This window comes from Enterobacter chengduensis, from assembly GCF_001984825.2.
Taxonomy (GTDB): Bacteria; Pseudomonadota; Gammaproteobacteria; order Enterobacterales; family Enterobacteriaceae; genus Enterobacter; species Enterobacter chengduensis.
In genome coordinates, this window is record NZ_CP043318.1 from 614,126 (window position 1) to 626,091 (window position 11,966).

Annotated in this window: 7 protein-coding genes; 2 read left to right on the forward strand and 5 right to left on the reverse strand. The window is 59.8% G+C overall.

Translation table 11 applies throughout. The features are described 5' to 3' along the window. Nucleotides 1–12 precede the first annotated feature (12 nt). From treC to treR, 3 genes are all read right to left on the reverse strand, one after another. On the reverse strand, nucleotides 13–1,656 hold the full coding sequence (gene treC / locus FY206_RS03000; RefSeq protein WP_032643863.1) for an alpha,alpha-phosphotrehalase: 1,644 nt from the start codon (nucleotides 1,654–1,656) through the stop codon (nucleotides 13–15). A 51-nt stretch (nucleotides 1,657–1,707) separates the two neighbouring features. Then, on the reverse strand, nucleotides 1,708–3,126 hold the full coding sequence (treB, locus tag FY206_RS03005) for a PTS trehalose transporter subunit IIBC (protein ID WP_032644154.1): 1,419 nt from the start codon (nucleotides 3,124–3,126) through the stop codon (nucleotides 1,708–1,710). Nucleotides 3,127–3,255: 129 nt separating this feature from the next. Further along, nucleotides 3,256–4,203, reverse strand: a complete 948-nt coding sequence (treR, locus tag FY206_RS03010; RefSeq protein ID WP_032643864.1) for a trehalose operon repressor TreR — start codon at nucleotides 4,201–4,203, stop codon at nucleotides 3,256–3,258. Nucleotides 4,204–4,594: 391 nt separating this feature from the next. Here treR and mgtA point away from each other — a divergent pair, with 391 nt between their 5' ends. Continuing rightward, nucleotides 4,595–7,303, forward strand: a complete 2,709-nt coding sequence (gene mgtA / locus FY206_RS03015) for a magnesium-translocating P-type ATPase (protein ID WP_032643865.1) — start codon at nucleotides 4,595–4,597, stop codon at nucleotides 7,301–7,303. Between the two features lie 199 nt (nucleotides 7,304–7,502). Continuing rightward, nucleotides 7,503–9,887, forward strand: coding sequence for a beta-N-acetylhexosaminidase (locus FY206_RS03020; RefSeq protein WP_032643866.1), 2,385 nt, complete (start codon nucleotides 7,503–7,505; stop codon nucleotides 9,885–9,887). Nucleotides 9,888–9,963: 76 nt separating this feature from the next. On the opposite strand, the gene gbpA is transcribed toward FY206_RS03020, so the two are convergent. Then, nucleotides 9,964–11,415, reverse strand: a complete 1,452-nt coding sequence (gene gbpA, locus FY206_RS03025; protein ID WP_032643867.1) for an N-acetylglucosamine-binding protein GbpA — start codon at nucleotides 11,413–11,415, stop codon at nucleotides 9,964–9,966. A gap of 138 nt (nucleotides 11,416–11,553) precedes the next feature. After that, nucleotides 11,554–11,940, reverse strand: coding sequence for a 2-iminobutanoate/2-iminopropanoate deaminase (gene ridA / locus FY206_RS03030; protein WP_003863373.1), 387 nt, complete (start codon nucleotides 11,938–11,940; stop codon nucleotides 11,554–11,556). Nucleotides 11,941–11,966: the final 26 nt, after the last annotated feature.

An 11,966-nucleotide genomic window follows, 5' to 3' on the forward strand; every position in this document is an offset into this window, starting at 1 on the left:
CCGGCGGGACGGTTACTGCTGCAACCACCAGACGGCTTCAAACGGACGGAGCGACGTCGTTTGCGGTGCCGGGTAGTTACTCATCAGCACTTGGGGCTTATCGCTGAGAGCGTCTGTCCGCCATTCCTGAATCGTATTACTGAGGTTCGCCGCAACGATCAGCGTCTGCCCCTGCCACTGACGGCGATAGCACCACAGGGAAGAATGTTCCGGCAGGAGATCCTCATAATCCCCCCACGTCAGCACCGGCAGCGTTTTGCGCAGGCCAATCAGCGACCGGTAGGTGTAAAACACCGAATCCGGATCGTCCAGCGCGGCACGGGCGTTCACCGTCTCGTAGTTGTCGCAGACCCCAATCCACGGTTCGCCCCCGGTAAAGCCCGCGTTGTGCGACGCGTCCCATTGCATTGGCGTGCGGCCATTATCGCGGGATTTGCTCGCCAGAATCGCCAGCAGCTCCTCCGGATCGCGACCGTCTGCCCGCAGTTCGGCGAACATGTTCAGGCTTTCCACGTCGCGGTAATCGGTAATCCGGCTGAAGTGCGGGTTGGTCATCCCCAGCTCTTCGCCCTGATAGATATACGGCGTGCCCTGCATCCCGTGCAGCACCATGCCGAGCATTTTTGCAGCGTGAACGCGGTGTTCACCTTCGTCGCCAAAGCGGGACACGATGCGCGGCTGATCGTGGTTACACCAGAACAGCGCGTTCCAGGCTTTGTTGTGCATCCCCTGCTGCCAGTGGCGGAAGAGGGTTTTCAGCGCGATAAAGTCCGGCTTCGCCTTCGTCCACTTCTCGCCGCCGGGATAGTCCACCTTCAGGTGGTGGAAGTTAAAGGTCATCGACAGCTCGCTGCCGTCGAGCGACGCGTACTGCTGGCAGTTTTCCAGCGAGGTCGAGGACATCTCGCCCACCGTCATCAGATTGCGCGGGGTAAAGACGTCGCGGCTCATCTCCTGCAGATATTCGTGGACGCGCGGCCCGTCGGTGTAGAAGCGGCGACCGTCGCCCGTCTCGTCGTTCGGGAAAGCCTGATCTTTAGAAATCAGGTTAATTACGTCGAGACGCAAGCCGTCCACGCCGCGATCGGCCCAAAATTCGCACACCTTTTTCAGCTCGGCGCGCACCGCCGGGTTTTCCCAGTTGAGATCCGCCTGCTCCGGCGCGAAGAGGTGCAGGTAATACTGCTCGCTCTCGGCGTGCCAGCGCCAGGCGTTGCCGCCAAACTTGGATCGCCAGTTGTTAGGCAGCTGCTCCGGCGTGCCGTCGCGCCAGATGTAGAACTGGCGGTACGGGCTCTCTTTTTTCAGCGACTCGCGGAACCAGGCGTGCTGCGTGGAGGTGTGGTTGAACACCATGTCCAGCACGATGCGGATGCCGCGCGCGTGGGCTTCGGCAACCAGTTCGTCAAAGTCATCCAGCGTGCCGTACGCCGGGTCGATGGCGGTGTAATTCGCCACGTCATAGCCGTTATCCACCTGCGGGGAGATATAAAACGGCGTCAGCCAGATGGCGTCAATGCCGAGGGTTTTCAGGTAGTCCAGGCGCTGCGTCACGCCGCGCAGATCGCCGGTGCCGCTGCCGGTGGTGTCCTGGAAACTCTTTGGGTAAATCTGATAGATGACGCCGTTTTGCCACCAGTGAGGAAGGGTATTCATAATGCGTTCCTGCAAATGCGAAGGGGCGCAACTGCGCCCCGAAAGAGAAAGTTAAACAATCTGCAGCGAGCCCTGACGGAACTTGCGCTGGTAAACCACGGTAGTCAACGCCATTGGGACGATAATCGCGATGGCCATCGCCAGGGCGAACACCTGCCAGAAAGCGGGCTGGATGGAGAGAATGCCCGGCAGGCCGCCGACGCCAATCCCGTTTGCCATTACGCCGTTCAGTCCGCACACCAGGCCTGCCAGGCCGGAACCGATCATCGCGCAGAGCATCGGGAAGCGGTATTTCAGGTTAATACCGTACATCGCCGGTTCGGTGACGCCGAGGTAGGCGGAGATAGCCGCCGGAACGGAGATCTCACGCTCGTTGTGCTTGCGGCTGACGATGATGATGCCGGTCACCGCGGACGCCTGGGCAATGTTAGACAGGGCGATAATCGGCCAGACCGGCGTGCCGCCGAGGCTCTGGATCATCTGCATATCAATGGCCAGCGTGGTCTGATGCACGCCGGTGATCACCAGCGGGGCGTACAGGAAGCCAAACAGCGCGGCACCGATTGGGGCGAAGCTGCCGGTCATCAGGTGGCGCACCGCGAAGGCCACGCCGTCGCCGATCATGCGACCAAACGGACCGATAAAGGCGTGCGCCAGGAACACCGCCAGAATCAGCGAGCAGACCGGCACCACCACCAGGTAGAGGTAATCCGGCACGATGCGCTTCAGGCGCGTTTCGATAAAGCCCAGCGTCAGGCCCGCCAGCAGGGCCGGGATAACCTGCGCCTGATAGCCCACTTTGGCGATGGTAAACAGGCCGAAGTTCCACACCTCAGGCACCTGCTGACCAAGTAAGTAAGCGTTCATTAACTGCGGAGAGACCAGCGTAACGCCCAGCACGATACCGAGAATCGGCGTACCGCCCATTTTGCGCACCGCGGACCAGCAGATCCCAACCGGCAGATAGAAGAAGATCGCCTCGCCAATCAGCCACAGGAAGTCGTAAACGGTTTTCAGCGCCGGATACATCTGCGCCAGGGTTTTGCCGTCGCTCATCGGCACGTCGCCGATGACGTTACGGAAGCCTAAAATTAAGCCCCCGCTGATCAGCGCGGGCAGGAGCGGGAAGAAAATTTCCGCGAAGTGGGAAATCAGCTGCTCGTGCCACTTCATATTCTGGCGCGCGGCCTTCTTGGCCTGCTCTTTATCGGCGGAGGAGTGCCCGGTTGTCGCCAGCAGAGCCTGATAGTAATCGCCCACTTCGGTACCAATCACCACCTGGAACTGCCCGGCGTTGGTGAAGCAGCCTTTTACCATGGAAAGTTCTTCAATGGCCTTCGGGTCCGCTTTGGACGGATCGTTCAGCACGAAGCGCAGGCGGGTAATGCAATGGCTGACGGTGGCGATGTTTTCGCGGCCGCCGACCAGGACGATCAGCCGATCGATATCTGCTTGTTTGACTTTACTCATCATGAAACCTCATGACAGATGGTGAGAGGGTGTAATGACCTGAGCGCAAGCCTACTCCTTCAGCGTGACGGCGAAAATGGGAACGTTCCCGAAATCGGGCGAAGATCACAATAATCCGTTGAGCGGGGATTAAGAAAGGTGGGCAGGAATGACGATTCGGCGCGGTTCGCTCCGCCCGTTGATCTGCTCGATCAGCTGCGCGGCGGCCTGCCTGCCGGACTCGGCGTAGCCGGGATCGACGGTAATAATTTCCGGGTGCAAAAACTTCATCAGCGGCGTGCTGCCGACGCTCGCCACCTGCAGGCCGTCGATGCGCTGCTCCTGCAGATATTTACTCGCGCCCAGCGCCAGGGTGTCCGTGGCGCACACCAGCGCGGTGGTCTGCGGGGTCAGGACGCTGGCGACCTGCTCGTACCCCTGCTTCATGCCCAGCCCCGGCAGGGAGGCGACGGCCGGGAGGTTGTGCTTTTTGCAAAAGGCCAGATAGGCCTCATGGCGACGCTTGCCGGTGGTGACGTCCGCGTGCGGCACCCCGAGGAAGCTGATGTGGCGATGGCCTTCGTCAAACAGGCGCTGCATCAGGGTGATAATCGCCCCCTCGTCGTCGTAGCAGACGGAGGCAAAGCCCTGGGCGTCGCGCGCCATCATCACCAGCGAAGGCTGCCAGGGTTTCAGCATCTCGTCCTTAATGCCGGTAAACCCGAACAGCACCACGCCGTCAATGTTGCGCCGCTGGAGCATGCCCAGATGCTCTTCAACCAGCTGCGGCGAGAACTGGCTCTCCATCATGATCGGGTCATAGCCCTGCTCATAGAAGGCGGGCAGCATGGTCTGCACGGCAAGGTTTTCAGACAGAGAGTCCAGACGCGAGACAATGATGGCGACGACTTTGTCACTCTGCCCGCGCATGGCGCGCGCGGAGCGGGAAGGGGAAAAGCCGTGCTGATTCATCACCGCCTCAACGCGCTCGCGGGTGCGTTCGCTGACGCCGCTTTCGTTATTCAGCACGCGTGAGACGGTCGATTTCCCCACGCCGCTTAAACGCGCGATGTCTTTAATGGTAAGGCGGTTCTGCATGCTGTATTCCCTGTAACAACGACAAAGTGGTCAATTGAGCCTAATGCTATAGCGCGATTTCGCTATGGGCAAAGTCTGGTTTACGTTCGGTTTATTTGCAGGGGGGTATAATACCGCCCGAATCGTCACAAAGGGTACGCCTAAATCCTTATACTGCGCGGCGACACCTTACTTTTTACTTACCGGAGGCTTCATGGATCCCGATCCCACACCTCTCCTGAGCGAGAGCACGCGTTCTTTCCGGTAAGCCAGCCCGTTGCTGACTCACCGGTGATGTGAGGCAGCAACGTCCCAAACGTTCCTGCTTGAAAAATTGAGTGCCTCTCAGGTACGGCTTTGCCACGCCTGAAGGGAATGCTGCGTCCGCCGTTGCGGATGCGGAGGAATGACTATGTTTAAAAATATCACCCGGCAGCTGCAGGACCTGCTGAGCCGCCACCTGCCGCACCGCCTTGTTCAGCGCGACCCGCTGCCCAATGCCAAAAACATGGCGGGCACCGCGATCCCCGCGTCCCTGACCGAACGCTGCCTGAACGTGGCGGCGATGGATGAAAACGAAGTCTGGCGCGCCTTTGGCGGGCACCCGGAAGGGCTGAACGCGTCCGAAGTGGAAAAAATCCGCGCCGTGCATGGCGATAACCAGATCCCGGCGCAAAAGCCCTCTCCGTGGTGGGTACACCTGTGGCTCTGCTACCGCAACCCGTTCAACCTGCTGCTGACGGTGCTCGGCATTATCTCCTACGCGACGGAAGATCTGTTTGCCGCAGGGGTGATTGCCCTGATGGTGGGGATTTCCACGCTGCTGAACTTCATTCAGGAAGCCCGCTCTACAAAAGCGGCGGACGCCCTGAAGGCGATGGTCAGCAACACCGCGACCGTGTCGCGCGTGATCAACGATCTCGGCGAAAACGCCTGGGTGGAGCTGCCTATCGACCAGCTGGTGCCGGGCGATCTGGTGAAGCTGGCCGCGGGAGACATGATCCCGGCGGATTTACGCATCGTCCAGGCGCGCGATCTGTTCGTGGCCCAGGCCTCGCTGACCGGGGAATCCCTGCCCGTTGAAAAGGTGGCGCGCAGCCGCGACCCGCAGCAGATGAACCCGCTCGAGTGCGATACCCTGTGCTTTATGGGCACCACGGTGGTCAGCGGCACCGCGCAGGCGATTGTCACCGCCACCGGGGGCAACACCTGGTTTGGCCAGCTTGCCGGACGCGTCAGCGAGCAGGAGAGCGAGCCGAACGCCTTCCAGAAAGGGATTGGCCGCGTCAGCATGCTGCTGATCCGCTTTATGATGGTGATGACGCCCATCGTGCTGCTGATCAACGGCTACACCAAAGGCGACTGGTGGGAAGCGGCGCTGTTTGCGCTCTCCGTGGCCGTCGGCTTAACGCCGGAAATGCTGCCGATGATTGTCACCTCCACGCTGGCGCGCGGGGCGGTGAAGCTCTCTAAACAGAAGGTGATCGTCAAACACCTCGACGCCATTCAAAACTTTGGCGCGATGGACATTCTCTGCACCGATAAAACCGGCACCCTGACTCAGGACAAAATCGTGCTGGAGAACCACACCGATATCTCCGGCAAAACCAGCGAGCGCGTGCTGCACAGCGCGTGGCTGAACAGCCACTACCAGACCGGGCTGAAAAACCTGCTCGACGTGGCGGTGCTGGAAGGGGTAGATGAGGAGTCCGCCCGCACGCTCTCCGGGCGCTGGCAGAAGGTGGACGAAATCCCGTTCGACTTCGAGCGCCGCCGCATGTCGGTGGTGGTGAGCGAGCAGCAGGAGGTTCACCAGCTGATCTGCAAAGGCGCGCTGCAGGAGATCCTCAACGTGTCGACGCAGGTGCGCTATAACGGCGACATCGTGCCGCTGGACGACACCATGCTGCGCCGCATCAAGCGCGTCACCGACAACCTGAACCGTCAGGGGCTGCGCGTGGTGGCGGTGGCGAGCAAGTTCCTGCCCGCGCGGGAGGGGGATTACCAGCGTATCGACGAATCCGATCTGATCCTCGAGGGTTATATCGCCTTCCTCGATCCGCCGAAAGAGACCACCGCACCGGCGCTGAAGGCGCTGAAGGCGAGCGGTATCACCGTTAAAATCCTCACCGGCGACAGCGAGCTGGTGGCCGCGAAAGTGTGCCACGAAGTGGGGCTGGACGCGGGCGACGTGGTGGTGGGCAGCGACATCGAGCACCTGTCCGACGACGAGCTGGCGAAACTGGCGCAGCGCACCACGCTGTTTGCCCGCCTGACGCCGATGCACAAAGAGCGCATCGTCACCCTGCTCAAGCGCGAAGGGCACGTGGTGGGCTTTATGGGCGACGGCATCAACGACGCGCCCGCGCTGCGTGCGGCGGATATCGGTATCTCCGTGGACGGGGCGGTGGATATTGCCCGCGAAGCGGCGGATATCATTCTGCTGGAAAAGAGCCTGATGGTGCTGGAGGAGGGCGTGATCGAAGGGCGCCGCACCTTCGCCAACATGCTCAAGTACATCAAAATGACCGCCAGCTCTAACTTCGGCAACGTCTTCAGCGTGCTGGTGGCGAGCGCGTTCCTGCCGTTCCTGCCGATGCTGCCGCTGCACCTGCTGATCCAGAACCTGATGTACGACGTGTCCCAGGTGGCGATCCCGTTTGATAACGTGGACGACGAGCAGATCCAGAAGCCGCAGCACTGGAACCCGGCGGATCTCGGGCGCTTTATGCTGTTCTTTGGCCCGATCAGCTCCATCTTCGACATCCTGACCTTCTGCCTGATGTGGTTTGTGTTCCACGCCAACACCCCGGAACATCAGACGCTGTTCCAGTCCGGCTGGTTCGTGGTGGGGCTGCTGTCGCAAACGCTGATTGTGCATATGATCCGCACGCGCCGCATTCCGTTCATCCAGAGCCGCGCGGCGTGGCCATTGATTGTGATGACGGGAATTGTGATGGCGCTCGGCATCGCGCTGCCGTTCTCGCCGCTGGCGAGCTACCTGCAGCTCCAGGCGCTGCCGCTGAGCTACTTCCCGTGGCTGGTGGCGATCCTCGCGGGCTACATGGTGCTGACGCAGATGGTGAAAGGGTTTTATGCGCGTCGGTATGGGTGGCAGTGATTTTTTTACCCTCTCCCTGAAAGGGAGAGGGGATAATTACACCCTCGCCCCTTTGGGGAGAGGGCCGGGGTGAGGGGACTGGCTTTCCTCTCAAATTCAACAACCTGTGATCGCCGTCGGCGCATTCGCTTGACGACAATTTGTACGCATGTTAACAGAATGTTTTGCCTTAATTTGGCCCGTCAGATAAGGAACATTCATGTTACGGTACAGTCTCTTAACCGCCGGGCTGATGCTCGGCGCCTCTGCCCTTGCCGCCCCGGCAGGGGATCTCCCTTTAATGCCCTGGCCTGCGAAGGTCGAACGCCCGACCACGCAGGGCGCGCTGGTGCTCGGCAACGACGTATCCATTAGCGTCAGCGGGGACGATCTCGGCGACGCCATCAGCCGCCTGCGCCAGCGCATGGCCCTGCAAACCGGCTGGACGCTGCAGCCGCAGGCGGAAAAGCCAGACAAACCGACGATCCGCATCGCCATCGCGAAAAAGGTAAAACCGCAGCCGCTGCCGGACGGCGATGAAAGCTATAAGCTCACGGTGGATGCCACCGGTGTGAACATCTCAGCCAACACCCGCTTCGGCGCCTTGCGCGCCATGGAAACGCTGCTCCAGCTGATGCAGAGCGGCGCGGAAAACACCTCGCTGCCGTGGGTGACCATCGAAGATTCGCCGCGCTTCCCGTGGCGCGGGCTGCTGCTCGACTCGGCGCGCCACTTTATCCCGCTGCCGGATATCAAGCGCCAGATCGACGGTATGGCCGCCGCCAAGCTCAACGTCCTGCACTGGCACTTAACCGACGATCAGGGCTGGCGCTTCGGCTCGACGCGCTACCCTAAGCTGACCCAGCTTGCCAGCGACGGCCTGTTCTACACGCCTGAACAGATGCGTGAGGTTGTGCGCTACGCCGCCGAGCGCGGCATCCGCGTGGTGCCGGAGATCGACATGCCGGGCCACGCCTCGGCGATTGCCGTGGCTTACCCGGAGCTGATGAGCGCGCCGGGGCCGTACGCCATGGAGCGCCACTGGGGCGTGCTGAAGCCGGTTCTGGATCCGACCAAAGAGGCAACTTACGCCTTTGCCGACGCGATGGTCAGCGAACTGGCGGCGATCTTCCCCGATCCGTATCTGCACATCGGCGGCGACGAGGTGGACGACAGCCAGTGGAAAGCGAACCCGGCCATCCAGCAGTTCATGCGCGACAACAGGCTGGCGGACAGCCACGCGCTGCAGGCGTACTTCAACCGCAAGCTGGAGTCCATTCTTGAGAAGCATCATCGGCAGATGGTCGGCTGGGACGAAATTTATCATCCCGATCTGCCAAAAAGCATTCTGATCCAGTCCTGGCAAGGGCAGGACGCGCTGGGGCAGGTGGCGCAGAACGGCTACAAAGGCATTCTCTCGACGGGCTTCTATCTCGACCAGCCCCAGTCCACCGCCTATCACTACCGCAACGAGATCGTCCCGCAGGGGCTGAATGGCGTGGACGTAATAGCCGACACCGACAGCGCCCAGAGCTGGGCCTTTTCCATGCCGCGCCTGAAGGGCAAGCCGGTGGAGGGGAGCTTTACCCTGGTGAAAGGGGATGCGGGCTGGCGCGGGTTTATTGATTTTGCCGGGAAATCCCGCCGCGCGGTGCAGAACATCGAATGGCGCGACGACAGCCAGGTGACGTTTATCGTTGATACCTGGATGGGCGAAACGCGCCCGGTCGTCTCCGTCGATAACGACAAGCTCACCGGTTACTTCCTGGTGGGCAATACCCGCTATCCGATTAGCGGTACCCGTCTGGACGAGGTGCCGAAAGGGATCCCACCGGTAGTGCCGGACGTGGCGAATCAGGTTAATTTGCTCGGCGGAGAAGCGGCGCTGTGGGCAGAAAACGTGGTCGCGCCGGTGCTGGATATCCGCCTGTGGCCGCGCGCCTTTGCGGTGGCGGAGCGGCTGTGGTCCGCCCAGGACGTTAACGATGTCGACAACATGTACACCCGCCTGCAGGCGATGGACAGCTGGTCGACGGTGTCGGTCGGGCTGCAGCAGCATACCCAGCAGCAGGTGCAGTTTACGCGCCTTGCGAATAATGCCGACACGCTGCCGCTGCAGATCCTCGCTCAGGCGGTAGAGCCCGCGCAGTACTACACCCGTCAGCACCTCAAGTTCCAGGCCGGAAACTATCATCAGTTCGAGCCGCTCAACCGCTTCGCCGATGCGCTGAACGCCGAAAGCGCCACCGTGCGCCAGATGCACCGGTGGGCGGACCGGCTGGTGAGCGACGCAGAAGATACGGAAAGCGCCGACGCGCTGCGCCACGTCTTTAACCGCTGGCAGAGCAACACCAGCGACGCGCTGGCGCTAAGCGAAAACAGCTATCAGCTGAAGGCGATAAAGCCGGTGATTCAGGAGGTTGATAAGCTTTCTTCGATTGGCCTGCGGCTCACCGACCTGGTGGCGCGTCAGGGTACGCTGGACGATAAGGAGATTGCGTCGATTCAGCGCGAGCTGGATAACGCGGCAAAGGTGCAGGACGAAGTGGTGATTGCGGCGGTCTATCCGCTGGAGACACTGCTGCGCGCGACGCGGAATCAGTAGAAAAAATACCCCTCACCCCAAAGGGGCGAGGGGCTCGATCGGTTCCCTCTCCCTTTGGGAGAGGGAATCAGGCAACTCAGTTCTTCAACACCCACGCCTCTTTCCAGTGCGAGCCAACGCCTGGCTCATACTGGTTTGCGGTTGCGCTGTACTGCACGCAGTAGCCGCTGTACGGGAAAGGCTTACATTCGTAGGTCTTACCGTCTTTAGGCTGCAGCACCACGGTACCCGCCTTGTAGGAGGCGATATTGTCCGGGAAGGTGAAGTCGTGATGGCCAGTGCTGTCCGCAGCGGCATCGCCTTCGAGCATCAGGTTCAGCACGTCCTGGGCGAACATCGTACCGTCTTTGTTGGTCGCATAGTATTTCAGCATGTGGTGGCCTGGCGTCACGTCATTCAGGGTCATGGTCACGTCCTGGTTGGCGTTGTTCATGTCCTGTTTCAGGTAGCCTTTTTCCGCACCGTGGTGGTTCATCACATGTGCTTCCATATTCACGTCGCCAGTGGTGTTGACGTGGAAGGTCACGGTTGCGTTGCCATGTTCGATTTTGCTGTACTGCAGATCGGTGACGGCAATGGTCTCATTCACCTGCGCCTTTTGCTCTTCATAAGAGACGGCTACGGACTGCAGCGTGCTACCGTCCTTCACGAATACGCTGTTTGCGCCGTGAACCGGGCTGATTTCACCCGCTTCGTCTTTCACGCCGACGCGCACGTCGTTATGGGCAGCGTTGATTTTCTGCGCCAGATCGTAAGACCACTGGTTAGCATCACCCTGCTCAGCAGAACCGATGGTCATTTCGGTACGCATAGAGGTCACTTCGCCGTTCGCGTCGAAGAAGCGTGCAATGACCTTATCGCCCGCGTTCAGGTTGTTACCCGCGATCTGTCCGCTCAGGGTTTTGCTCCACTGGGAAACAACGGCTGGCGTTTCGTCCGGCGTAACGTTACCGCCATTACCGAAATCAACGTCAATGGCCTGATAGAAACTGTTCGCGGTATCCGCAATTTCCCACACGCCGTAAATAACCTGATAGCCGGTACGCTCAGGCACATTACAGTTCATAGACTGCGTGACGGCCGGTGCCTGATTATTACCGTTGATGGTACAGAACGGCGTTAATTCAAACTGATCGCGGGTCAGCGGTTTATTTGGATCCCAGTTTTGTTTGGTGATGTAATAACGCCAGTTAGTGGTTTTGTGCGGCGCGGTGTGATGCCAGACGAACTGATGAGGACCCGCCGTCATCGGGTTTTTGGTCCACGCGTTCAGGCTCTGTTTGTCCAGCTGAGAATACTGGGAAATCCCGGCGCTGGCGAGGTGTCCGTCCGCAGGCTCAGCGCCTGACGGGAAGCCGGACGTTTTCTCCACGCTCTGTGGCTCATACTGTACAGAGCCGCAGTCAACGTTTTGGCCGAGCTTACACATATAGGCGCGGCTGGCTGGTGATTCAATATATCCGTGAGCAAATGCTGAAGACGCAACGGTCACCGTTGCGAGGGCAAGTGCAATTTTAGAAAGTTTCATTACTCATCCGTTATTAGAGAATATTACTAGGCGAGGCAGAGTCTAATAATGGACAGGCTGGCATGTCATATTATACAGAGAGTAAAAATGGTCGAAATAAAAAAGGCAGCCTGAGCTGCCTTCTCTTATTGAAATAAATTAGCGACGTACGGCAATCGCTTCGATTTCAATTTTCACGTCTTTTGGCAGACGCGCCACTTCCACGCAGGAGCGCGCCGGGAAGGTGGCGTTGTGCTCGGTGAAGAAGGCTTCGTAAGTCGCGTTAACGGTCGCGAAGTCGTTCAGATCTTTCACGAAAACGGTGGTTTTGACGATGTCGCCCACTTTCAGTCCGGCAGATTCAACGATAGCCTGCACGTTTTCCAGCGACTGGCGCGCCTGCGCCGCAACGTCGGCTGGCACTTCACCGGTTTTTGGGTTTACCGGGATCTGACCTGAGGTAATGATCATGCTGCCCAGATCAACGCCCTGAACGTAAGGGCCGATAGCGGCTGGTGCATTTTCCGTCGCGAGTACTTTGCTCATGTTTTCTCCAGAATGACAGCGTTAAG